General features: G+C 37.0%; 22 protein-coding genes and 1 pseudogene. 16 read left to right on the top strand and 7 right to left on the bottom strand.

Translation table 11 applies throughout. From position 1 onward, the window contains the following. Positions 1–99: 99 nt before the first annotated feature. Complete coding sequence (locus tag ACQKII_RS20000) at positions 100–1,314, top strand: hypothetical protein (protein ID WP_427462235.1); 1,215 nt, start codon at positions 100–102, stop codon at positions 1,312–1,314. An 8-nt stretch (positions 1,315–1,322) separates the two neighbouring features. Continuing rightward, entirely contained in the window at positions 1,323–3,083 is a 1,761-nt protein-coding gene (gene recQ / locus ACQKII_RS19995) for a DNA helicase RecQ (protein ID WP_427462234.1), read from the top strand. 220 nt (positions 3,084–3,303) lie between these two features. Here the strand turns inward: recQ and ACQKII_RS19990 are convergent, their stop codons facing one another. Together ACQKII_RS19990 and msrA are read right to left on the bottom strand one after the other, a co-directional pair. Next, positions 3,304–3,594 carry an MBL fold metallo-hydrolase gene (locus ACQKII_RS19990; protein ID WP_427462233.1) on the bottom strand — a complete coding sequence of 97 codons (291 nt, stop codon included), beginning with the start codon at positions 3,592–3,594 and terminating at the stop codon, positions 3,304–3,306. Positions 3,595–3,822: 228 nt separating this feature from the next. Next, entirely contained in the window at positions 3,823–4,344 is a 522-nt protein-coding gene (gene msrA / locus ACQKII_RS19985) for a peptide-methionine (S)-S-oxide reductase MsrA (protein ID WP_427462232.1), read from the bottom strand. A 173-nt stretch (positions 4,345–4,517) separates the two neighbouring features. Between msrA and ACQKII_RS19980 the strand changes: the two genes are divergently transcribed. The 3 genes and pseudogenes from ACQKII_RS19980 to ACQKII_RS19970 form a co-directional block, all read left to right on the top strand. After that, on the top strand, positions 4,518–5,468 hold the full coding sequence (locus tag ACQKII_RS19980) for an LCP family protein (RefSeq protein WP_427462231.1): 951 nt from the start codon (positions 4,518–4,520) through the stop codon (positions 5,466–5,468). Between the two features lie 64 nt (positions 5,469–5,532). Beyond that, on the top strand, positions 5,533–6,732 hold the full coding sequence (locus ACQKII_RS19975; RefSeq protein WP_427462230.1) for an AI-2E family transporter: 1,200 nt from the start codon (positions 5,533–5,535) through the stop codon (positions 6,730–6,732). A 161-nt stretch (positions 6,733–6,893) separates the two neighbouring features. Beyond that, positions 6,894–7,136 (top strand): annotated as a pseudogene (locus ACQKII_RS19970) (hypothetical protein); the annotation flags it as partial. A 121-nt stretch (positions 7,137–7,257) separates the two neighbouring features. Here the strand turns inward: ACQKII_RS19970 and ACQKII_RS19965 are convergent. Then, positions 7,258–8,433 carry an aminotransferase class I/II-fold pyridoxal phosphate-dependent enzyme gene (locus ACQKII_RS19965; RefSeq protein WP_427462229.1) on the bottom strand — a complete coding sequence of 392 codons (1,176 nt, stop codon included), beginning with the start codon at positions 8,431–8,433 and terminating at the stop codon, positions 7,258–7,260. A gap of 246 nt (positions 8,434–8,679) precedes the next feature. Here ACQKII_RS19965 and ACQKII_RS19960 point away from each other — a divergent pair, with 246 nt between their 5' ends. Next, complete coding sequence (locus ACQKII_RS19960; protein ID WP_427462228.1) at positions 8,680–9,492, top strand: hypothetical protein; 813 nt, start codon at positions 8,680–8,682, stop codon at positions 9,490–9,492. A 52-nt stretch (positions 9,493–9,544) separates the two neighbouring features. Here the strand turns inward: ACQKII_RS19960 and ACQKII_RS19955 are convergent, their stop codons facing one another. Then, a complete protein-coding gene (locus ACQKII_RS19955) occupies positions 9,545–10,342 on the bottom strand; it encodes an enoyl-CoA hydratase/isomerase family protein (protein ID WP_427462227.1) in 798 nt (265 codons plus the stop codon). 365 nt (positions 10,343–10,707) lie between these two features. Here ACQKII_RS19955 and ACQKII_RS19950 point away from each other — a divergent pair, with 365 nt between their 5' ends. Further along, entirely contained in the window at positions 10,708–11,583 is an 876-nt protein-coding gene (locus ACQKII_RS19950; protein ID WP_427462226.1) for a tyrosine-type recombinase/integrase, read from the top strand. A 202-nt stretch (positions 11,584–11,785) separates the two neighbouring features. Here ACQKII_RS19950 and ACQKII_RS19945 read toward each other — a convergent pair whose 3' ends face one another. The 3 genes from ACQKII_RS19945 to ACQKII_RS19935 all read right to left on the bottom strand — a co-directional run bounded on the left by ACQKII_RS19945 (position 11,786) and on the right by ACQKII_RS19935 (position 15,108). Beyond that, on the bottom strand, positions 11,786–12,640 hold the full coding sequence (locus ACQKII_RS19945) for a transglutaminase family protein (RefSeq protein WP_427462225.1): 855 nt from the start codon (positions 12,638–12,640) through the stop codon (positions 11,786–11,788). Positions 12,641–12,701: 61 nt separating this feature from the next. After that, entirely contained in the window at positions 12,702–13,667 is a 966-nt protein-coding gene (locus ACQKII_RS19940) for an alpha-E domain-containing protein (protein WP_427462224.1), read from the bottom strand. After that, positions 13,621–15,108 carry a circularly permuted type 2 ATP-grasp protein gene (locus tag ACQKII_RS19935; protein ID WP_427462223.1) on the bottom strand — a complete coding sequence of 496 codons (1,488 nt, stop codon included), beginning with the start codon at positions 15,106–15,108 and terminating at the stop codon, positions 13,621–13,623. Before ACQKII_RS19935 ends, ACQKII_RS19940 begins: the two co-directional genes overlap by 47 nt. Before the next feature lie 77 nt (positions 15,109–15,185). On the opposite strand from ACQKII_RS19935, the gene ACQKII_RS19930 reads away from it, so the two are divergent. The 9 genes from ACQKII_RS19930 (at position 15,186) to ACQKII_RS19890 (ending at position 24,633) form a co-directional block, all read left to right on the top strand. Beyond that, positions 15,186–15,608 carry a hypothetical protein gene (locus ACQKII_RS19930; RefSeq protein WP_427462222.1) on the top strand — a complete coding sequence of 141 codons (423 nt, stop codon included), beginning with the start codon at positions 15,186–15,188 and terminating at the stop codon, positions 15,606–15,608. Positions 15,609–15,932: 324 nt separating this feature from the next. After that, positions 15,933–16,907, top strand: a complete 975-nt coding sequence (locus ACQKII_RS19925) for a tyrosine recombinase XerC (protein ID WP_427462221.1) — start codon at positions 15,933–15,935, stop codon at positions 16,905–16,907. A 121-nt stretch (positions 16,908–17,028) separates the two neighbouring features. Continuing rightward, the gene (locus ACQKII_RS19920; RefSeq protein WP_143998710.1) at positions 17,029–17,178 is read left to right on the top strand and encodes a transcriptional regulator; all 150 of its coding nucleotides are present in this window, start codon (positions 17,029–17,031) and stop codon (positions 17,176–17,178) included. 331 nt (positions 17,179–17,509) lie between these two features. Then, entirely contained in the window at positions 17,510–17,683 is a 174-nt protein-coding gene (locus ACQKII_RS19915; RefSeq protein ID WP_427462220.1) for a transcriptional regulator, read from the top strand. A 343-nt stretch (positions 17,684–18,026) separates the two neighbouring features. Then, on the top strand, positions 18,027–19,727 hold the full coding sequence (locus tag ACQKII_RS19910) for a sensor domain-containing protein (RefSeq protein ID WP_427462219.1): 1,701 nt from the start codon (positions 18,027–18,029) through the stop codon (positions 19,725–19,727). Positions 19,728–19,969: 242 nt separating this feature from the next. Beyond that, on the top strand, positions 19,970–20,296 hold the full coding sequence (locus tag ACQKII_RS19905; protein ID WP_427462218.1) for an ArsR/SmtB family transcription factor: 327 nt from the start codon (positions 19,970–19,972) through the stop codon (positions 20,294–20,296). Next, entirely contained in the window at positions 20,293–20,709 is a 417-nt protein-coding gene (locus tag ACQKII_RS19900) for an SRPBCC family protein (protein WP_427462217.1), read from the top strand. The genes ACQKII_RS19905 and ACQKII_RS19900 overlap by 4 nt, the downstream gene beginning before the upstream one ends. Positions 20,710–20,891: 182 nt before the next feature. Further along, a complete protein-coding gene (locus ACQKII_RS19895) occupies positions 20,892–21,035 on the top strand; it encodes a hypothetical protein (protein WP_427462216.1) in 144 nt (47 codons plus the stop codon). 427 nt (positions 21,036–21,462) lie between these two features. Continuing rightward, entirely contained in the window at positions 21,463–24,633 is a 3,171-nt protein-coding gene (locus ACQKII_RS19890; protein WP_427462215.1) for an ATP-binding cassette domain-containing protein, read from the top strand. Positions 24,634–24,919: the final 286 nt, after the last annotated feature.

Raw genomic sequence — 24,919 nt, 5'->3', positions numbered from 1 at the left:
ACCAATAAAGCAACTTCTGTGGGTAAATGTACATGAAATTGTATAGCTAAATAGCAATTTAATAGGTGTTTAGATAGAGGTGATTGGAGAGCAGTTTAAATGTTGAAACCTAAAACTCCAATAATAATATTATGTAAACTTGAAACGTGTGAAAACCTTGTTTATGATAGAAAAGGAGAAAGAAGCTTAATAGAAAGTTTTGGTGAACATATGCGAAAAAAGATGCTCATACTCGGAGCGGCAAGTCTGCTTTTAACAGGCTGTGGTGATCAATCGGTTGCTGAAATATTTCAATCAGAAAAGGCAGAGATGAAAACGGAAAAGCCAGTGAGTAATTCGGAACAAAAGATTGTACCAGAGGTAAAAGTCATTGGGGAGAACGGGATTGGTGCAGGTATTATTGTGAAAAAGGAGCCAACAATGCTCTATATCGTTACAAATGGTGCCCTTGTCGCTTCGAAGCCCACCGCTCTTGTTCAATTTAGTAATGATAAACTTGTTGCCGCTGATGTTTACTATATGTCTACTGCCCATAATATCGCCATTTTACAAGTTAAATACAAAGCTTCGGTAAATGTTCCTGTTGTCTATAATGGTGAACTAAATCGGCTAGCTGTTTACGTGGACGGTTTACCACACACAATCAATAAATATAGCGATAAAGTAGCTGCCTATTATGTAGATGCGGATGAAGAATTACCACTGGGTAGCCCAGTGATGGGGGCTGAGAATGGCGAAATCGTGGGCATTTATTTTAATCGTCAGCACGAAGGTGTTTCCCAACCATACATACTGCCATTTAAAGATATCGTACAGTTACTAGATGAATGGATCGCAAAGGGAATGAGGCCAAAGGATCGTTTATCACAATCCAAGAACTTATATGCCTATATTGAAGAAGGCGATAAAGAGGCCGTCAAACAAGCAGTTGATAAGTACGGTAAGAATGTTTTTGCCTACAATTCTGATGAAGTGAAAATCTTTATAGATACATTTCATGAGCATTTAAAAGCTGCCGTCTTAATCGATGATGCAAGCGTGATGCAAAATTTAACAGGCGCAGAAGATTTGCAAAGTACTTTGGATGGTATGGTGGCTTACTATGCATCAAAAAATGCAAAAATCCACTTCTCCAATACGACCATTAAAAGTATGGACTTAGTAGGACAAAATATTGTTGTACGTGCAAAAACAGAGTATGTGCTGACAAATTCAGCGGGTCAGGAGGCACTTGCCAACTCCCTGATGAGATATGAAATTTTCAAAAATGAACAGGGCGAATATAAGCTTATTCGTCTTACTGCTGAGGAGTGAGTAATACAATGGAGCAAGCAAAACAAATGCTACAACACCACTTTGGCTACGATTCATTTCGCATCGGACAGGCTCAAATTATAGAGCAGGCCCTAAGCGGTCAGTCAAGTCTTTGCGTTATGCCAACAGGCGGTGGGAAATCCATCTGCTATCAAATACCTGCCCTTATGTTAGAGGGGATTACGATTGTCATTTCACCGTTAATTTCGCTTATGCAAGATCAGGTAGAATCGTTACGTGCAGCAAATATTCCTGCTGCTTATATTAATAGTACGTTATCCACTCAAGAAGTGGATGAAACGATGCAGTTAGCGAGTGCAGGTTATTTAAAGTTGCTCTATATTGCACCCGAGCGACTAGAGAGTACATCGTTTTTACAGGCACTCTCTCATTTCCATGTCCCTCTACTTGCTGTTGATGAGGCACACTGTATATCGCAGTGGGGTCATGATTTTCGACCAAGTTATCGTGCCATTCAAAAATTATTTACATTGTGGCCAAAAAAGCCGACAGTTTTAGCACTTACAGCTACAGCGACACCAGCTGTGTGTGAGGATATCCGACAGTTATTAGATATTGATGAGTATGCGACAGTCATTACTGGATTTGCACGTGAAAATTTGTCTTTTTCAGTGTTAATTGGTGAAAACAAAGAGCGTTATATTAAAAATTATCTAGAAAAAAACGAAAATGAGGTGGGCATTATTTATGCGGCGACCAGGAAAGCGGTAGACGGGTTGTATGAGCTGTTATCTCGCTTTGGCGTATCTGTCGCAAAATATCATGCGGGCCTACCTGAGGACATGCGTACATCTGAGCAAGAACGCTTTTTAAAGGATGAGGCACGAATCATGGTCGCAACCAACGCGTTTGGCATGGGGATCGATAAAAGTAATGTACGTTTTGTTATACATTATCAAATGCCGCGTAATATGGAGAGCTATTATCAGGAAGCGGGTCGTGCGGGTCGTGACGGTTTGCCAAGTGCTTGTATGCTGCTTTATGCATCTGGGGATGTACAGACACAGCGTTTCCTAATCGAGCAAACACAGGATGAAACACGCATTGCGCAAGAATTAGCAAAGCTACAAATTATGGTGGATTATTGTCACACAGAAAGTTGTTTGCAAAATGCTATTTTAACGTATTTTGGCGAGGTAGCAGGGGAGCCGTGTGGACATTGTAGTAATTGTATTGATGGACGTGAGGTCAAGGATGTAACGCTAGAAGCGCAAAAAGTATTAGCTTGTGTAGTGCGTATGGGACAAAAATTTGGCAAAACAATGGTGGCACAGGTATTAATTGGCTCCAAAAACCAAAAAGTCTTGGAATTTGGCTTTACTAGACTTTCGACATATGGCATCTTAAAAGGCCATTCTTCCAAGGAAGTATCGAACTTTATTGAGTTTTTAATTGCAGAGAGATTACTCGCTGTGAAACATGGTACGTTCCCAACGATTTATGTTTCTGAAGATGGCAAGGCAGTGCTTCTTGGAGAATATCAGGTAATGCGCAAGGAAGCAGTCACTGTACGTAAGCTTGCAGAGAATGATCCATTGTTTGAGCATTTACGCTTGTTGAGAAAAGACATTGCTGATGAGGAAAGTGTTCCCCCGTTCGTTGTGTTCTCTGATAAAACATTGCGGGAGTTATGTGATCAAAAGCCAACAGAGCTAGAAGGGCTTCGCAATGTGAGTGGTATTGGAGAAGTGAAATTTGAGAAATATGGCAAGCGTTTCTTCGATGCACTACAAGCTTTTACGGAATAAAGGGATGAATTCGCTTATTTACTATACATGCACCTTCAATAAAAAGGTATATGGTGTGAAAGATTTTTGTGTTGCATGTGCGACATGTTCATGATTGCAAATAAATAAAAATTAACGTTAAATTTACCAGAAGCTGGCGGCTCTATATGTTTGGAGGCAGCCAGCTTCTGTATATATGAAAATCTTCGAGTTAAAATCTAATTTTCTTCCGGAACTTAGTCTACAATGCTTGGAACTGTTTTTTTACCTGAATGTTACAGGATCCTCCGTGATAACAAATCACAGATTCGATATCAAAGCTCAAGAATTTTTTCAACGAGAGGCGTGCGGTGTTGATATCTAACATTGTTTGTAGTACTGGACCTCTTAAGAAACCGCCAGAACATATCAAGGCATCTCCCGCAACAAGCGCTTTACTCCGCTTTACATATAAACTAATATGCCCGGGTGTGTGCCTAGGTGTATGGATAACTTCAATTCCCCCGAAATGAAAGTGGTCTAACAGTTTCATTTTTATGATAATTTTAAATGCAGGTCAAAACAAAAATGTTTGATTGTAACATAAATAAATATTTTTTTAATATATTTTTATTAGTGTATTAAGCTGATTTTTGTGTTTTTTAAAGCTTGACGAGTGGGCTTTAAGACAAATAAAAAGAATCCATTTTCATAATGGATTCTTTTTCAGTAGATGTAAGACAGAATTTTATCAACGATGGTATTTCCTGCACACTTGGCTTTATTTCTCCCAATGTTGCGCGATAAATGTATCACGTCCTGAGGTAGTACGATCCTGCTTATAATGTTCGGGTTCTTTTTTATAATAATCCTGATGGTAATCTTCTGCTGGATAGAAGTGTTGGGCATCACGAATAATGGTTACAATAGGCTTATCAAAGCGACCACTTGTAGCTAGCTTTTCCTTCGATGCTGCCGCCATGTGCTTTTGTTCTTCCGTATATGTAAAAATCGCTGTCGCATAAGAAGCACCACGGTCATGGAATTGACCAAATGCATCGGTTGGATCAATTTGCATCCAGTAGATATCCAATAGCTGTTCATAGCTAAAAATCGTTGAATCAAATTCAATTTCGACCACTTCTAGATGGCCAGACGTCCCTTTTTTGACATCTTCATAGCTTGGGTTTTCTACATGGCCACCCATATAGCCAGAAGTGACCTTATGTATACCATCCCACTCAACGAACGGCTTTACCATACACCAAAAACAACCGCCAGCAAATGTAGCTTTTTCAATCATTACACTCATCCTTTCTTTCGTGAAAATAGTATAGCATTTTTTAGCTCATTACTGGTAATTTAGGTGTAGAATAACGGGTAGATAGGTTTTAAGGGGTTACAAGAATAAAAAATGAAACTTTACTTACTATCAATCGTTAAAATAACTATAAAAAATAGAGGAGTTATGGAGTTATGGAAGAGGAAGAATATACAAGACGCTCGCAACGTCCAAAAAAACGCCGTTTACGGAAAGCTAGAGCAATATTTACGCTTTTACTACTATGTGCCGTAGTAGTAGCTGTTTATTCAGTTATGCAATATCGAAGCGGTTTAAAATTAGCATCGGCTACAAAAGTGGCACAAGAGGATTTTACAGGTGATCAAGTACAATGCGATATTGAAAACTATTTGTTATTAGGCGTTGATACACGTGGTGAAGAAAAATCACGTACAGATACAATGATGGTACTATCTTGGAATAAGACAACGAATGATGTGAAACTTGTGTCGTTTATGCGAGATATTTATGCGGATATACCTGGCTATCAGTCCTATAAATTAAATACAGCATACTATTTAGAGGGTGTCCAACTCTTAAAGGATACAATTAGCAATATGTTTGGATTACCAATTCACCATTATGCACTTGTCGATTTTAAAAATTTTGAATCACTCGTTGATATTTTAGCACCAACTGGTATTGAAATTAATGTAGAAAAGGATATGTCCGAAAAAATCGGCGTTACACTTACGCAGGGCGTGCATAATTTAAACGGTCAGGAATTACTCGGTTATGCTCGATTCCGTCAAGATGCTGAAGGAGACTTCGGACGAGTGGCACGTCAACAGAAAGTAATTGAAGCATTGAAAAATGAAATATTAGCTCCTCGTAACATCCTGAATTTACCGAAATTCGTTGGTGCTGCACAAGGCTATATAACGACCGATTATTCGTCAGCTGGTGAAATTCAGCAAGTACTGAAGATGGTATCTAAAGGAAAAGTATCGATTGAGAAAGCAACAGTGCCAATTGAAGGTAGTTATGATTTCCAAAACTTTAGCCACGCTGGCTCTGCCATCGTTATTGATAAAGAAAAAAACAAAGAATTTTTACGTAAATTTTTAGGCATTTCTTTAGAGTGATTTTTCGCAAAAACCAACATTATCCTGTAATATAAAGGGAGAGCAACTGGATTGGGGTGAGTATATGGAAAAAGAAAGACCGAAAGAGCGATCAAATTTATTTTCGACGAAATTTATTCGCTTTCTAGGTGGTAAAAACTTATTATTTACATTGTTTATTTTATTATTAGTCGCATGTGTTATTTTCATGTTTGATAAGGTTTCCTTCATATTTACCCCGCTTCAAGTATTATTCGAAGTGGTGATTTTACCAGGTGTACTGGCAGTCATCGGATACTATTTATTGCGTCCGTTACTAGCCATTTTAGAAAACTGGCGAATTCCAAGAATTTGGGGTATCTTAATTTTATATATTGGTGTTATTGGCGTAATTACTTTACTTGTAGTGCTTGTCTATCCATTTTTGCGTGAACAATTCACTAATTTAGCACAGGAATTCCCAGGGTATTTTATGGCACTAACGCAAAATATTGTGGATTACTTGAATAATACACGTATTAACGAGTACTTAGCTAACATTAACTTTAACTATGAGCAAGTTGTTACGAATTTTACAACTGATATCGTCGAAACAGTGAAAGATACAGCTGCCAATTTAGCGCAAGGTGTCGCTACAGGTATTACAGGCTTTCTATCAACTTTAACAGGAATCATTCTATCGCTTGTAACGGTACCATTTATTTTATTTTACTTATTGAAGGATGGCGAAAACCTACCGAAGTTTGTCATTAAGATTTGCCCACCACGTATGCGTAAAGGTTTACATGAGGTTTTGCACGATATGGACAAACAAATTAGTTCATACATACAGGGTCAAATTTTAGTATCCATGTGCATCGGGGCAATGGTAACAATGGGCTTCTTGATTATCGGCATGAAATATGCGTTGTTACTTGGTTTCCTTGCGATGATTACGAGTGTTGTGCCATACCTAGGGCCAGTTATTGCGATTACACCCGCAGCGATTATTGCGCTTGTGACATCGCCATTCATGCTCATTAAACTAGCGATAGTGTGGACAGTCGTTCAGCTAATTGAAGGGAAATTTATTTCTCCTCAAATAATGGGGAAATCATTGAGTATCCATCCGATTTCCATTATTTTTGTCTTGTTAACAGCAGGTTCGTTATTCGGCGTTCCAGGTGTCATCTTAGGGATTCCAGGATACGCAATCTTAAAAGTATTTGTAAGTCATATGTTTAGACTATTTAAACAGCGTTACAACCGCTATGAGGACGAAGAACGTCAAAAATATGATGTGTGAATGTAAACAGTTGCTACGACTTGTAGCAGCTGTTTTTTTATGAAATAACTAGAACCCTGCCGATTGAGTAGTGCCTTCAATAGCATCATTTTCTTGTATATTATTTAAAAAGAAAAATTTTGTCTTGTTTTGATTAAAACATAGAACTTGGATCAGACGGTATTTCGCTGCACCATATACATCGTAATCCTTTACTACAACTTGCTCGGTTAGGTACATGATATGAGCCGTATGCCTTTCGTAATTCTAAAGAGAACAAACGTTATTTCATTTTAGTTGGCTACTTATTACAGCTATAGCAAGACTTAACGGATAAGGCAATTGCACTTTATGTTCGACAAATATTAGGGTTACATAAAGCCCAAGAAGAAATACAAAGAAAAAAACGGCAAGAAACAATTCACAATCGACTAGCATTCATGATAAAGAATTGTATGAAATATTTTGCCAGTAAACAAAAGAAAAAGGTCCGTTCAAAAGCTGAAAAATCGGCAAATTGAACAGACCTAATATTGTTTATGGTTTTTATCGTTGTAGCTGTACTTGTACTTGTGCTAAACGATTAATGGCTTCTTGAAGTACTTCTTTAGGTTGTACTAAAGCTAAACGCAAATAGCCTTGTCCAGCAGATCCAAATACTGTCCCAGGAACTGTGACAACCCCTACTTGCTCAATTAGCTTGAATGCAAGTTCTGTGCAATCAACATCGTACGGATATTTTGCCCAGACAAACATGCCACCATCAGACGGCGCCGCATCCCAACCTAGGTCACGTAAGCCGTTCATCAATGTTTTATGACGCTCAGAGAATGTTGCGCGCAAGTTTGCTGTAATTTCCTCTGCGTTATCTAACGCGACCACTGCAGCGTCTTGAATTGGTTCAAAGATACCAAAATCTAAATTGGATTTAAGTTGCTTGATAATGGCAATGATCTCAGCGTTGCCGGCAATATAAGCAATACGTGTACCAGCTAAGCTAAAACTTTTTGAAAGTGAGTTAATCTCCATGCCAACTTCTTTTGCGCCAGGGGCTGATAGGAAACTAATTGGGCCATCTCCTGTAAAGTAAAATTCTGAATAAGCAGCATCATGTAAAACGATGACGTTATATTTCTTCGCAAAGGCAATCACTTTTGCAAAATAATCTAAAGAGGGCATTGCAGGGACTGGATTCCCAGGTAAATTTAAAATAAGTAGTTTGGCCTTTTGAGCAATCTCTTCCGGTACAGCATCTAAATCTGGTAAAAAGTCATTTTCAGCTGTTTGTGGCATGTAATAAGGTGTTGCGCCTGCTAGATGGATGCCAGCATCGTAGGCAACATAAGCAGGATTTGTTGAGAGAACAATGTCTCCAGGATCACAAAAGGCAATTGGTAAATGTACTAAACCTTCTTGAGAGCCAATGGTTTGGATAATTTCAGAAGCGGGATCTAAATCCACATTGCTGCGTCTTTTGTAATAACGACTAACAGCCTCATAAAATCGTTGTGTACCATTTAATGTGTAACCATATGACTCAGCTAGGTTCGCTCTAAATGATAAATGTTCACGAATTTTTTCATGGGGTGGGAGATCCGGGCTACCTAAACTTAAATCAATCATAGTCATGCCTTGTGCTTGTTGTTGTTTTGCAAAGTCTTTTAAATCTCCAAAAATAGCAGGTGTAAATAATGACATTTTTTTTGATGGTACGATTTTCAAACTAGTACACTCCTTATAGTTGTATATCAGAATAGTAGTACACATTTTATCATACTAAAGCACAGAAAGGGAAAGATATTCTGAAAAAAGAATATATTTTTATAATGGAGAAAATGAGCGTATAGACTAGCTGAAATATTTTAGTACTTTGGTTAAACTAAGAGAAATTAAATGTTATCCATGATGATAAGACGAAAATTTTATGAGAAATTCTGTTATCATATTGCTAAAGGAGGGGGGACTCTTATGAAGGTATGTTCGTTAAGTGGACCGAGCGGAACAGGAAAAAGTACCAGTGCGCTTGTCTTTGCGCATAGGGTAGGAATCGAGGCCATTATAGATGATGGTCTACTGATCGTTAACGGCGTCAAAGTAGCGGGTGTATCCGCAAAATTTGAGAAAAATACAATAACAGCGGTCCGACGCGCCATTTTTTCTGATGACGCACATTGTGAGGAAGTAAAAAAAGCACTTGATACATATAAAGTACAAGCAATTTTACTGATTGGTACGTCTGATAAAATGACGAAAAGTATTGCTAAACGATTAGAGCTTGGCCCAATCAGTACGTATTACTATGTTGAGAATGTTCGTTCACAAAAGGAAATCCAAAAAGCACGTTTTATTCGAGAAACGCAGGGTAAACATGTAATGCCTATACCATATCGTCAAGTTGAACAAAACTTCTTTAAACGATTCGTGCAAAAGGGCAAAGAGATTTTCTCCCCAAAACGTGAAAAAATTGGTGAAACCACTATCGTTCGTCCAGATTTTCAACAAGAATATATCGAGATAGAAAAACAAGTTTATGTGCAACTTATCACTTATAGCTGTCTACAACAAGAAATCGTTCACAAGGTGGAACAAGTGCAATTTATTCTTGGAGAACAGGCTAAAGCTAATATTGCCTTGCAGTTAAAGATGCCAATTGATTATCCGCTACGAGATCGACTGCATCAGTTACAAGAAGCGGTGCAGACAGCTTTTTATCAGCATTTTGGCTACGAACTCGATGCCATTCATCTTCATATTAAGTCTGCAGTGTTAAAGAAGAAATAATAAAAACAGGTACGCTATTTGCCAGAAGGCAAGAAGAGTACCTGTTTTTTATTTAGATTTTAGATTGACGCTTGAATTGTGGTTGACGTTTTTCAACAAAGGCAGCACAGCCCTCTGAAAAATCAGTTCCTACAAATGGTGTAGAGCCTTCCCATAACTTCGGTACGCTATCTACGCATTCTTGTACAGATTGCTTTACAGCGAGTAAGGATTCAGGAGACATACCAGCGACAAGCTTCCCCATACGAATCATGTACTTGTTTATGTCCTTTTCAGCGACTAAATAGTTTAACAGTCCAAGTTTGAAGGATTCTTCTGCTTTAAACATACGACCTGTAAATACTAGATCCTTCGTTGTAGACGGGCCAACAAGCTGGACTAAGCGTTGAGCAAATTTGTTATTGAGGGTAATACCTAATTTGCCCACAGGAATACCTAATTTTGCTTTTTCAGAGCCAATACGGATATCACAGGCTAATGCGAGTTCTAAACCAGCCCCCATTGCAGGCCCATTAATGACACCGATTGTCGGAATCGGTAATCGTTCAATTGTTGAGATTGTTTTTTCCATATGTACAAACGCTTCTTCTGCTTTTTCAATGGAAATCGCGTTGAATTCTTTAATATCGGAACCTGCTGTGAAGTTTTCACCAGAACCTCGTAAAATAAGCACTTTATTTTTAGGATTATCCAATACTTGTAGCGAAATCTTGGCTAATTGATCCCACATATTTGCCGTTAGTGCATTTTTTGCTTGAGGACGGTGGATTGTTATAATGGCAAGTCCAGCAGTTTCCTGATAGATAATTTTAGCATCCTCTGCTTCAAGTCGTGTCGTTCTTACTTGCATAATTAAAAAGCCCCCTACATTAAATGATAAACTTATTATATAACACAAACAGTAATAAACACTAAATTATACGAATTTTCATGTAAATTTAGCCTGTTATACAAGAAAAGAGTCATATTGAAGAGATTGTACTACAACAGGGATACGTAGATTTACTATTGTAATAAAGCAAAAGATGTGAGAAACTCTTTTGAGAACATTTGTTTCTTTATAATGAAAGGGGCATTTGCATAGTAGAAGCGGTGACGTTATCAACACTACAGATTATCCGACATTAAGTTTTATAAAAATATACATTACACACACCTCAAGTTAATATAAAATAGAAGATAAATACCTGCACCAGCCAATAAGGAGGTCTTTAGATGATTACTTTAAGTGATGCTTGGGAAAGTTACATATTATTATTAAACTCTTTGAAGAAAAGTGCCGCAACGAAAAAGCAGTATAATATGGATGGGAAGCAATTTTTAGCGTTTGCTAGTGAGGAAAACTTTCTGTTTTTGGATAATCAATTTCAAGAATTGTTATTTGCATATAGTAATTATCTGAAGGAAACGTATTCGAATGTGAATACGTACAACCATAAAATTGCTACACTTCGTAGCTTTGTGGAATTTGTATTTTTACGAGAGTGGGTGGAATCATTTGATTATGAAATCATTTTACAACCCAAGAAAAGAGGGAAAGAGGCATTAAGAGTACTGTCCAAAGAACAGTTAATACAAATAGTAGATGTATGGCCGACGTATTTTCAATTTGCAAAAACGAAGGAGCATGCCTGGTTAGCAAGAAGAAACGGCTGTATCGTACAAATGTTAATGGAGACAGGGTGCAAACCAGCGGAACTTGTGCGCATGAAATGGGCACATTTACTTACAGATGCATCGCTCATATATGTCTCAAATCAAAATGGCCGCAGAGAAATTAAACTTACAAATATTCTAATTGTGATGTTGCAGCAATACAAAGAAGTAACTGAAGAAATTCATCAGGAGGAGGTTGGGGAGTGGCTATGGGTAAGTGAAGCGAGCCAAACAAAATCCATCACTACAAAGACTGTGGAGCGCATTTTTCAAATGATTTCAAAGGATATTGGGACGGCTGTTCGAGCAACAGATTTACGTTATACAGTTCTGCAAAAGGGACTACAAAGTGAAAAAACAATTGAAAATATCCAACAAACGATGGGCTATGTACGGAAGTGGGTATTAACGGAAAGAGGCGAACGTTTTAAATAACGCGTGCAGAAATAGCTTTCATTAACCCGTATAAACCGATCAGTAAGACGCTCACCACAAGTTGAAAACATAGCACGAGTTAATGAGGTGGTCGATTAATATCAACTGGCCGTAAACGCCCGATTGGTTCAACTAACAATCAGTGGGGAATGAAGAATACCCCACTAATTGAGTTTCACTCTACGAATCGCTGCACGCTATTTTACAAGTGATTCAAAGCTTTAACACTTACCTTCACTGATAAATCGTGTTTACCGCCTGTATAAACACCTTCGACAGGGCTTATATCTGAGTAATCACGTCCAATACATAATATGATGTGATTTTCTAGTACTTCCACATTATTTGTTGGGTCTAAACCAATCCATCCAATACCGGGAATCATTACTTCTACCCAAGCATGTGTAGCGATATCGCCGATTAAGGCAGAGTTTTCATCACCGTATAAATAACCACTAACATAACGTGCGGGAATGCCCTTTGCTCGTAAAACGGCAAGCATCACATGCGTGAAATCCTGACAAACACCTCTTTTAAAAATGAAAGCCTGACTTGCTGTAGTGGTTACATCCGTTGCTTCTGGGTCATATTCAAAAGTTGAATATATATACTGCATTAAATTAAGAGAAAACAGCACTGGATTTTCAGCATGACCAATCGCATGATAAACATCCTCTAACTGTGCTTCTGTCATAAACGTAAAGTTAGTTGACTTTAAATAGGGTAAATAATGCTCATAAAAAAGTTGAGAATGAAAAATTGTCTGCATCTCTGGTGAATATTGAATACGGTGAATAAATGGCGCTCTTTGAATACTAACAATAGATGTCGTCTGAATTTCTAGTTCTTGATGTTGCTCTGGGATATAAAAAGTTCCGACAGTGTTTCCCCAAATATCTAAATGCTCACGCGTGAGTGAAGAAGGTGTAATTGTAATACGATAGGTTAATAATCGCTGCCGTTCATCGCTCCGAGGCTTTAAGCGGATTGTGTTCAAACTTTGATCGACTTCAGACTCATATTGAAAAATATTTGTATGCTGAATTTCAAATTTCATAGTGTCCGCTTCCTTTGCATTACTGATTTGCTTGTTGAAAGGGAGCTGAATATTGTTCCTTTCATAATTGTGCGCTGGGTTCATATAAATGATAAATTGTTGCAAATGTATGACTAAAATCAATGCATTGCCACAATCTTTCCTCCATTGAAAAAATAGCTTCTTCTAATGTAATCGTCAATACGTCTATATTAATCATTGCTACTAATAACGCTTTTAACGGATTATTGACTGCTAAAAATCGAGCAGATAGATGATCTTTTTCAATATGCATAAAGGCCTCTTCTAGTTTTTTAAAACAAAACATTACTGAGCGTGGAAAATGTTCATCATGTAATAGATATTGAATGACACAAGCCAAGTTAGTTTGGCGATGCTTTCGTAAGTAAGATTCTGTCGCTTTCGATAAATCTAACAGAAACGCTCCGTCCACTTCTTGTATGGAATTTGCCATCTGTTTTTGTTGCTCCAGCATAATTAATGCCATACGAATCGTTTTTTCCGCCCGTTCAAGCCATTTTCCGACTTGCATAAAATAAAAAGGTAAATCCCGATCCATGGCACCTTCAATTAACCCTGTTATAGTCAAGGATGTCTTCCGAACATTTTGTAAAAAATAATTAAGCGATATGAGTGGAAAAGGTTTTTCACGTTCAATAATTTCTTGCTGCAAATATAAATAAAAAGAGTTCTGCAATTCCCAAAGCTCGATTGGGATACTATCTCGTGTTATACGCGCATTTTCTCGAATTGCACGCAATGTTGCAAGGAGGGCATTACTATTTTTTTCGGAAAATAATAGATACTCAATAAGTGGATTGACACGTCTGGATTCATAATACGACATAAATTCTTCTTTTGATGCACAAATATCTAATATGGCTTCCCAATGATCGATATATTCATTTTCCTTCCCAGATTGCTCCAACATATTCAACAGCTGTACTTGTAATATATGTGCGTTAGTTTCTGTTCGTTCGCTATATCTTGCCATCCAATATAGTGCATCCGCTACTCGACTTAGCATGCTGTATTTCCTCCTTTAATATCCACGTATCTTTTGCTCCTCCACCTTGTGAGGAATTGACAACTAATGATCCTTCTTTTAGGGCAACACGTGATAAACCACCAGGTAGTACATAAATGTCATCACTCTTCATTACGTACACACGTAAATCTACATGACAAGGATAAAATCGCCCATCTTGATAAGCCGGGGCACGTGACAATTGGATAGTTGGTTGAGCAATGTATTGATGAGGATTTTCTAAAATTTTCTGCCGGAAAAGGGCTATTTCCTCGTCACTAGCGTGTGGGCCGATAAGCATATCATAACCACCGGAAGCACTGACATTTTTTACAACAAGTTCATGTAAATGATCGAGTACCCATGCACGTTGCTCATCATCATGTAAAAGATACGTTACCACATTTTCTAAAATTGGTTCCTCTTTTAAATAGTAACGAATCATATCGGGCACATACGCATATATGGCCTTATCATCCGCTACGCCATTACCTACAGCATTTAATAAAGCAACATTCCCTGCCTTATAAGCCGCCATGATATTGGCTACACCTAATAAAGAATCCTCGCGAAATACTGTTGAATCTAAAAAATCATCATCAATTCGGCGATAAATAATATCTACCTGCTCTAGCCCATAGATTGTCTTCATGTACACCATATCACCCTGTACAATCAAATCTCGCCCTTCTACAAGCGGAATATTCAGCTGCTGTGCTAAAAAGACATGATCATAATAGGCTGAATTATACATGCCTGCTGTTAATAAGACAGCTTTAGGGTCAGCGCTCGCATCTAACTTACGAGGGCGATGTGCAAGGAGTGCCTTTTTCATAAGCGCCATCTGTCTTTCGAGTGAAAGAATTGTATGCTTTGAGAAAAATTCAGGATACACTTCCTTCATGACATATCGATTTTGGAATACATACGACATGCCTGAGGGATTACGTAAATTATCTTCTAACACACGATACACACCATTTTCATCGCGAATTAGATCGATACCAGCTAAAAAAATATGATTATCAATGGGTACTTGTACACCTAGTATTTCTTTAAAATAATATGGATTGCTCTCTACGAGCCATTTCGGAATGACATCATCCTGTAGTATACACTGTTCATGATAGACATCATGTAAAAAACTATTCAAGGCTTCAACACGTTGTTTCATACCCGCTTCAATCACTGCCCATTGCTTATTAGGAATGATAATTGGTACAAAATCGAAAGGCATTGTTCGCTCCGTTCCACCTTGTGCACCATATACAGTAAAAGTAATACCTTGTCTCAGGAAGCTCGATTGGGCTTGTTGATTTTTCTCTTCTAGCTGTTCTTTTGAAAATGCGCTTAATTTACGATGGAAGGACCGGTAATGTGGTTTGGGTTGATTACCATCCAGCATTTCATCAAAAAACAAACCGGATTCGTACAATTTCATAGGTGAATCGCCTCCAAATTTAAGTAGTAGTGACAACATGTTACACTAGTAAGAAATACATAAAAGGAGCTAGTAAAATGACAATTATTAATTTAATGCAAGCATATGAGCTGGACAAGCTTTCAAAACTAGGTTTAACAGAAGAGGAGATAATACGCACTTTACAATCTGGAGATGTATCAGCATGGCAGGAAAAGGTTCCTCAATTTGAATTTCATGAAACTAAAGCACTCTTTCAAGAAGAAGAACATTTGTTCCTAGATGCGTTGCATGGCAATTATCGTGTGAAGTATGTAACATTGCCAGGAATTCAACGTTTACTACAACTTCGCTTTCAACTAGAAGAAGGTGAGGATTATCAATTATTAGAAACAGGCATTCAATATTTGTCCTGTAATGAGGAGATCGTGACGAAGCTACAAAATATGCTATCAGCTAATTGGCATCTTATAAAACAAGTTGATGGAACATATAGTATTTTTGTAAAACAATTACAATGAACCAAATAATGCCACTCGTGTTATGAGACGAATCGACACGTATAGTTATCCATCTATTTGTTTTTCAAATCGTCTCACAGCATTTTTCCATCCTAGAGTTTAATATTCGTATAGTTGGCTATTTATGCTTAAAATCAAATTAATTTTATAAAAAGCAACAAAAAGATGGTTTTCTAGAGACTTAGAAATCCATCCTTTTTTCATCGCAAAAACAGAACATTTGTTCTGAGTGGTAAAAAAGGGCACTTTTTTTACTATAAAGTTCCCAAATTTATATTTGGGAACGTTTTTTCATGATAAAATGGAGAATAAAGAGGTGATTTTATGCAAAAAACACAACTCCCAAAAATAATAAAAGATTTCCTGGTGTATTTATCAACCATCAAAGGGAAATCACAGCGAACGAGAAAGGAATATGAATACGATCTTACATTGTTTTTTCGTTTCCACATGGCCATACAAAATGACATGGATATAACACAAATCGCTGAAATAAATATTGCGACTATTACAATAGAAGAAATCCGTGAAATTACACTGGAGGATTTGTATTTATTTATGGAGTATTGTGAAGTGCAACGTCAAAATTCAGCTTCTGCTAGAGCGCGAAAAGTTGCGACATTAAAATCGTTTTTCAAATACATTAAAGGAAAACGTCGTCTCCTTGAGGAAAATCCAGCAGATGAATTAGAAACACCTAAAATTGCACGTAGGAAACCAGTTTATATGAATATGGATGAGGCAACTCAATTTATAGATGGAATTCAGCCGAATCGTGCTTCACCTCGAAACTACTGCATGATGATGTTTTTCTTGAATCTAGGTATTCGAGTAACGGAGCTTTGTCAACTAAATAAATCATCGATTCAAGGTCGGTACCTAACCGTTATCGGGAAAGGAAATAAAGAGCGTACCGTTTATTTAAACGATAGTTGCATGCAGGCTCTTGCTGATTATGAGCAAAGTGGAAAGACAGCTTATAAAGAAGAAGGTGATGAGCCGCTGTTTATTTCTCAAAAGGGTACACGCTTTACACGTCAAACAGTTGCCAAGATTGTTAAGCAAATTAACAAACAGTCTGGACTACAAAAGGAAAGACTGACACCGCATAAGTTACGCCATACATCTGCAACAATGATGTATAAGGCAGGGGCAGATATACGAAGTCTTCAGCATATTCTTGGGCATTCAAGTGTTGCGACGACTCAAATATATACACATATTGAAGATGAAGAGTTGCAACATGTACTTGAAAATAATCCGTTTAACATTGTTCGTGAAAGCGATGGTCGTATATGACTATCGTTTTAATTTTTGAAAATACCAATAAATTAATTGACGAACGGACCATTCTGTTATATATTAAATAAAAATAAAACAAACTGTTATAAAACAGTTTTACACCTAGGAGGACTTTATTATGTCAAAGTATCGTGATGGATATGAATTTTATTGTGAAATGTGTGAGCGTTACGGTTTGGAGCCAATCTCATTCCGTTATTATGTAATCCAGCTATCACAGGAGCAGTTGTCTGCATATAACATGCAGGCTAAGCAATTAGGCATCTAATTATTATTGCACTAAAGGAAGTGATTACTACGGAAGTCGATGCGGATATTTTATGAAAAGCCCAGCCATACTAATAAATATGGACTGGGCTTTTATATTTTTATAAGAAATATCTGAAAATATATTATTGACTTAGTAATCATGCTGTTATATATTATTTATACAAATTAAATTCTGTTATAGTACAACGAAAGAAATTGAAATGTTACAGTATCTCATCGGGTTTGACCTTTGTTTAAAGAAATCCTAGCAGTTGATTTGGTACCAATTAATTTCTACTATATAGAATACTACTACGAAGCAGCGTTACTGATGAAAGGAAGTTATTAAGATGGCAGACTATCGAAAAGGCTATGAATTTTACCGACAAATGAGTGAGAAGCATGGTTTGGAACCAATCAATTTTCACTACTTTATTTTAAATTTATCGCAAGAACAATTAGATGCCTATAATGATGAACATGCAAAAGCTACGGGAGTTGAAATTGAATATGAAGTTTTCTAACTTGTGAAATGCCTTACTGACAAATGTGACAGTAGGGCATTTTCAAACGATATATTTTTCATGACAAAAAGACTGGTTTTCACATAACGGATAGTGCTAAGGTAATTGTTTTGTCTGAAAAAAAGTTGTAAAAAGTACTTGAAAGGTCATTGTTTTTTGTCTAAATTATAGAAATCTATGAAATGTTGAAGATACAGTTTTTAGATTTGGGTTGAATTAACTGCTTTTCTAAGACTATAATATAATTACATAAAAAAGGGCGATATACCGCAACTTTATACCTCTCTATATACATAAAGCAAAAGTACCAAACCCTTCTTATTTCAATGAACGGAGAATGAAAATGATGAATATCACGCCTGGTATTATAAATCAAGTTAACTACAGCCTGAAAGAATTACAAGATATTTTTTCAGCAATGAACAGTTCAATCATTGTAGCGATTACAGATCGAACAGGGAAAATCACTTTTGTTAATGATCATTTTTGTAAAATTTCTAAATATATGCGTGAAGAATTAATGGGCCAAGATCACCGTTTACTCAATTCAGGATTCCATCCAAAGTCTTTCTTCAGAGAAATGTGGAAAACAATAGGAAAGGGGGACATATGGAATGGCGAGGTATGCAACCGGGCTAAAGATGGTAGTCTTTACTGGGTAAAAACTACGATTATTCCTTTCTTAGATGATAATAACAAACCATATCAATATATCGCTATTCGCGTCGATATTACCGCACAAAAGGACATTAAAAAGATAACACACATTGCCTATCACGATGAATTAACAGGACTGCCAAACCGTCGTAAACTAGAGCAGCGTTTAGAAAATGAATTCCATCAATCTCGACGTACAGGAGAGAAGTTTGCGTTATTTTTCATTGATGTGAATCGTTTTAAAAACATTAATGATGGATTGGGTCACATCATCGGAGACATGTTCCTAGTAGAAATGGCAAACCGTTTACGCAATATTGATCATGCTGCCAATTCTTTCTATCGTTACAATAGTGATGAGTTTGTCATGATTTTAAATGATGTCAATCGAATCGAAGAGAAGGCAAAGGAAATTATTAGTGTTTTCAATGAGAGCTTTATTGTAGATACGTATGAATTTTATGCAAGTATTAGTATAGGGATTAGTGTCTTCCCAGATCACGCAAACTCAATTGAAGAGCTGTTAAAAAATGCAGATATAGCGATGTATGCTGCGAAATCTACACGTGGTAATCAGTACCGCTTATATCGCCCAAATATGGATGAGGCGAATGATAAATGGATATTACTAGAAACTAAACTACATCAGGCGCTTAAAAAAGATATATTAGAACTGCATTATCAACCGAAAATCGATTTAAAGACTGATAAAGTGGTAGGTATGGAGGCATTACTTCGTTGGTACGACCCTGAATTAGGACAAATGCCACCAGATCGTTTTATTCCGTTCGCTGAAGAATGCGGGCTTATTAATGATATTGGTGTATGGGTATTAAAGAAGGCTTGCGCGCAGGCCCGTGCTTGGAATCAAACATACCACTTAAACTTACGAGTTGCAGTTAATATTTCACCAATTCATATTAGTACCTTTGGCTTTGTAGACATGGTACGTGGAGTAATCGCAGAAACAAAAATAGACCCGCATGCATTAGAAATCGAAATTACTGAAATGAGCATGCTTGATTATACGGAAGACCTGATTAACACCATCGAGCAGTTAAGATCACTCGGAATCACGATTTCTCTGGATGATTTTGGGACAGGTTATTCATCGCTCAATTACTTAAAGAAATTCCCGGTAGACGTGTTAAAAATTGATCGTGCCTTTGTACGAGACATTGTGCCTGAAAAATCAGGCATTGCGATGATTTCTGCAATGATTTCTTTAGCACATGCATTAAACCTCCAGGTAGTAGCTGAGGGTGTCGAGGAAGAGGCTGAATTAAATGTGCTACGCGAATATGGCTGTGAATTCGTACAAGGATACTACTTTAGCAAACCACTATCAGTGGAAGACTTCACAAATTCTATCTTAAATAATGTGTAGATAAACGAAGATGTGTAAATCAGCTTAATATTTGCGTTTTATAAAAGGAGTCCTAATTTTTATTGTCCCATTTTATGGGCATGAAAGTTAGGACTTCTTTTCATATGGGGAATAGCAATGAAACTTGACGTGTCACCTTTTGGTGTCCTATAATCATTATGACAACAAAAGGTGTCCTATTTGTTATTATGCAGTTTAATTGTTGACATTACAGGAAATAATAATGAAAAGGTGGGGGGATTTTGAACGAGAAAAGGCAAATGAGGGATGTTTATGACGCTGTTGCCGATCCAACAAGGCGAAAATTACTTCGAATGTTGGCAGATGTTGAAGAATTACCCCTACATGAGCTTACAGTTCATTTTCAGATGGGTCGTACAGCAGTTTCTAAGCATTTAGCTATCCTTAAAGCTGCTGATCTCGTAATTGCTCGAAGGGTTGGTAGAGAAACAAGGTATCGGTTGAATGCCGCTCCTTTGAAAGAAATACAAGATTGGGTATCTTTTTATGAAGGATTCTGGAAAGAAAGAATTGTTAAATTAAAACTTTTATTGGAGGAAAAAAAATGAAAGCAGATGTATCATTAGATTTTCAATTTACAAGTACAATCGAGCAGGTGTGGAACGCTTTAACAGATTCGGATACTCTTGCGCAATGGATATGGGATAATGACTTTAAACCAGGCGTTGGACATAAATTTCAGTTTCGTGCAGAGCCTTCCGAATGGTGGGATGGAATTGTAGATAGCGAGGTGCTCGAAGTCGACGAGCCTAATAGATTATCTTACACTTGGGTAAGTGCAGGAGAAAGCACGACTGTTACTTGGACTTTGAAAAAAGGCTCAGATGGAACTATCCATCTCCATCTCGATCAAACTGGATTTAGTGAAGCAACAAAAGCTCGCAAGGGAGCAATCGAGGGAGCTAAATATGCTTGGACGAACATGGGGGAGCAGCTCGAAAAAGTGTTAACAGCACAGTAAAAATGTTTTCTTCATCCTCTATGATCTGCTTTTTATGACAAGCCTTTTAGTCGGTACTTGCATAATCAATCAAATAGAAATTGATCCCGCATGAACGGTCAGTAATTTATCTGTTCCGAGAGCGAAGCGTCAGGTACAAGACGCATACCTCAAGTTGAAAAATGAGAACGAGTACACGAGATATGCGATCAACTGACCGTAAAAGCCCGATTGGTTCGGGGCAACAGGATGTTTTATGTGCGAAAGCGAAGCGTCAGCAACAGGATGTTGATCACACAAGCTTTTTCACAGGATGTGAAGGTTTTAGCTTGTGTTCCTCTATTTAATGTGGGGGATAAGGAAAACCCCACTGATTGAAGTTTCACTTTATAATTATACAAATAAACCATTCTTCAACAATAGGGCGCAATTCCGTAGCAAGAATTGTGCTCTATCTTTATGAGAAGGGCGCATTTCTGAAGCAAGAAAGGCGCCCTTCTTATTTCTCACCATATGGGATAACAGAAATTAAAAATAAACGAGCAATTATCTGGAGTATAATTGCAGCCAGTATTCTTTAAAAGATCTTCAACAATCAGGCGCTTTTCCGGAACACGGAAAGCGTCATTTTACTGGAATAAAGAATTGCGTTAAATAAATTGTAATTTAGCAAACGTCGCAGGATGGTTGTAGAAGCTTATATAATACAACAAATTCATTTGAAGTTTTACTAACATGGCTATACTAAATTTAGAGAATGGAGAGAATATCACTATGAAAATAAATCAATTAATGGCGAACAATATTAACAAATTAGATGCAGTACTACCAGTAGATAAATCGTTAGGAATAGCTGGTTTGTCGGGATCTGGGAAAACTACTTTTTGTCAAGCAATTGGTGAAGAATCCAAGAAACGTCTCGTATCCTTATTACCAAAGGCAGAGTATCAGTATTTATTTCCTGATATTATGGAAACTAATTTCAGCGCCATCAAAACGGAAGAAATACCTCTCGTACTTTTTCTCGGAAAATCATCCATTTCTTCCAATCCGCGTTCAACAATCGGCACACATTCTGGTGTGTTTAAAGAAATTCGTGTTACTCTTGCTGAAAAATTTGATCTTTCACCGGAAGTTTTTTCATTTAATAATGCATTAGGCTGGTGTCCAGATTGTAAAGGTCGTGGAACGACTAAAAATGTCGAATGTAAAAAGTGTAAGGGGAAGCGCTATAATCCAGAAGTTGAGCAATATAAAATCGAATTATTTGATAAAGCACAGAATATTTCCGATATCAATGACTTAAGCATTGAAACCATATTTTCACTAGCAGAAGTTTTAAATATTAGTGAAGCGAAACAACATATTCTAAAAAATATGATCAATATGAATATTAGATACTTAACATTAAATCGCATTATGGGTACATTGTCAGGTGGAGAATTAACCCGACTTTACTTGGCAGAATTCATGGCCACAAGTGAAAATACAGTTATTATAATTGATGAAATCTCCGTGGGTCTTGATCACCAAACACTATTGAAAATTTTAGATGAGATTAAACAATTGGGGTATAAGAATCAAATTTTGCTTATTGACCATTCTGACACGGTGCTTAACACAGCGGAAGAGCAATTGTTCTTTGGACCTGGTAGTGGTAAATATGGTGGGAAAATTGTTGAAGAATCCCCACGTCCAAAACCAATCACTTGCGATAAAAATCAGGCAATACCAACAGAATACTATCAATTTCATGATCTTTACTGTCGTAATATTCAAATGGCTGAAATTCAGATTCCCAAAAATAGAATTGTCACTTTTACAGGGGAGTCTGGATGTGGTAAATCTACACTTGTCAATGCGTGTATGGCCAAAGATTTTCTGAAGCGCTATCCAAAAGATAAACTTGTCATGGTTGGTCAAGATCGAAACCAATCGATTACTAGTCGGTCAACAGTTGCGACGTTTCTTGATATTAAAAAGAAACTCACAAAATATAGTGAAGATATTGACGATATTTTTCAGCGCTCGATTGAAGATATTATTGATGAACTGCCAAATGAAGACATCGCTCATAAACGTTTGAGCTTATTGATCAAACTTGGACTTGGTTACTTGACATTGGAAAGAAAAACACAGTCTTTATCGACGGGTGAATTTCAATGTGTCCATTTAGTTTCTGAGCTGTTTGCCAACTCAAGAAACCCACATACGCTTTTTATTTTTGATGAGCCTTCAAAAGGTTTATCACAAAATATTTTAAATCAATTCATTGATAGTGTCAGGGGCATTTTGCAGGATGAATCTGTCTCAACGATAATGATTGAACATAATTTTTATATGCTAGAAAACTCTGATTTTATCGTTGATTTTGGTAAAAGACAGCTTGCACCTGTGGAGCACCTTGATGTTGTCAGTCATGATGATTATTATCGTCAACAAATCAGTATGGATAGCGTTGCGCCATTGCAAATTTCTTCAACTATCAATCAACAAAATGGCATTAACTACTTAAAAGAAAATCATATTGCCTATTTTAAAAATGCAGAAAACGTCTATAAGGGCGGCATCTTAAAAAGCTTATCTTCAATGGCTCGTTTGATTTATGGTGAATACGAATCCGATACAATTGCACCGGTCATCGCCATTGATCTGGAACGTCACTTGTATAGTCAATATAGTTTTCTCTATGAAATGGGTGGATTGATCAACCATATTATTGCGGCGCATCCAACCAATAAAGATACGAGAAGCTTCGATTTTTATTATCAAGACAATCATTGTCCAAGCTGCTCTGGCCGTCGGGTGATTGAAAAATTTGATATTGATATTGTAATTCAGGACAAAACTGTGCCATTCTGGGATGGCCTATTGCATCCTGACGTCATGGAGGTATTAAAATATTATCAATATCCGAAATTACAATTCCTTTTTGATGAGATTAAGAATGAGCTCGGTCAGGATATAAGTAAAAGTTATAATGACATGACGGAAGCAGAAAAACATACCTTTTTATACGGGTATTGGGAAAAGTCATTCTATGATAAAGCAGGCAAAGCATCGAGGACTTGGGAAGGCTTTAATTTAATCATCGGGCGCTATATATTTGTATCGAAATCGATTATTAAAGAGCAAATGAAAGCATCCAAAGAGATGATTACCTGTCCAATCTGCCAAGGAACTGTGCTAAATCATCATAAAAAGCTAAAATTTGACGACATGGATATTCGTGAGATTATTCAGCAGCCTCTTGATCAAGTGATGAAAATAGTTGGCAAGTTACAGGTCCTAGAAAAAATGAAAGCTATTGTTGGCGGCGATATGGCTTTGACGGAAGATGTCTCTCTGTTGCCTAGGAATACACAAGTCGCTCTGAAAATGCTTGAACTAGAGCTGGCAAGCTTTGCCCACTATGAAATCGTTTTACAAAATGCCCTGCCATTCTGGGACAGTATTAGCGGCAATATTGTAACGATCAGCATGAATAATCGGATAACCATCTGTGATTTTGCCAATATAACCGAAACGAGAGAAACGATTATAGATAAGTATTTCACTAATGGAAAATACAAAAAATTGACGTATGTCTATGAAGCGTTAGGTTACAAAAAAATTGTCACCCTCATTAATAAGGTTAAAGCAAGTCATCCATGCCCATTCTGTAAAGGGAAGAAAGTAATTTCGGAAGATGGGCTCCATGATGGCGTTTATAAATTATCGGTACCCTGTGTTAGTTGTTTTGCAAGTGGCATTAATGATGAAGGGCGTAAGGAAATCGTCGAGGGCATTGACGTGCAAGCATGGCTAACTGGCAAAGTAAGTGATGTTGTTACTGAAAGCTTAAATCTTGAGGCTGTTGCAGATTTGCCAATTTTCAAGCGTATTCGTGAGTTGAATAAACAAGAAATGATGGCGATTTACCAATTTCTTGAACAAAATAATTAGAATTATAATTATATAAAAATCTAATTCAATAATCGCACGCTTTAAAGAAGTAACGGAAAAGCCTATTTTCTCTATTTTATTTACAGAAAAATTGGGCTTTTTATTTTAGAATTTCCTTATAACAATAGCTTTAGGATTCCTTAATTGAAGAACTGAAAGAAGTAGCATTGACGAGGAAGGATTAGATACATGAAGATTTAGAAAACCAACATGTACCTATGGCATGGTGTAGTCAATTATTATTAAAGAGTGTTTCACCTTACATACAACTACTGCCAATATATAA

This window comes from Lysinibacillus sp. NPDC048646, from assembly GCF_050272295.1.
Taxonomy (GTDB): Bacteria; Bacillota; Bacilli; order Bacillales_A; family Planococcaceae; genus Lysinibacillus.
This window is presented reverse-complemented; position numbering and strand designations above follow the sequence as displayed.